The organism is Acidovorax sp. NO-1 (assembly GCF_000238595.1).
Classification (GTDB): Bacteria; Pseudomonadota; Gammaproteobacteria; order Burkholderiales; family Burkholderiaceae_C; genus Acidovorax.
On record NZ_AGTS01000133.1, the window covers coordinates 1 to 351 of the forward strand.

Genomic DNA, 351 nt, shown 5'->3' on the forward strand with positions numbered 1-351 from the left:
CTTCACCTACGAAAGCTTCTGGGTCGACTTCAAGGTCTTTGGCAGTCTGGCGATGACCCTGGTGTTCATGCTCGGTCAGGGCCTCTATCTGGCGCGCCATCTGCAACCCATGGATGAACCGCGAGACTGATCCCATGAGTCAGATACTGCTGATCGACGACGACCAGGAACTGTGCGACCTGCTCGGTGCCTGGCTGAAACAGGAAGGCTTCGAGGTCAACGCCTGTCATGCCGGCAGCGACGCCCGCACCCAGTTGCGCGAGGCGACACCGGATGTGGTGGTGCTGGACGTGATGCTGCCTGACGGCAGTGGCCTGGAATTGCTCAAGCAGCTGCGCAGCGATCATCCGC

General features: G+C 60.7%; 2 protein-coding genes. Both read left to right on the forward strand.

The annotated features are described in order from the left end of the window. Positions 1-130 (forward strand): septation protein IspZ (locus KYG_RS25385; RefSeq protein WP_008906507.1); only part of this gene is annotated, 130 nt, incomplete at its 5' end. Positions 131-134: 4 nt separating this feature from the next. Then, on the forward strand, positions 135-351 hold a 217-nt coding region (locus tag KYG_RS18760; protein ID WP_008906508.1), incomplete at its 3' end, for a response regulator.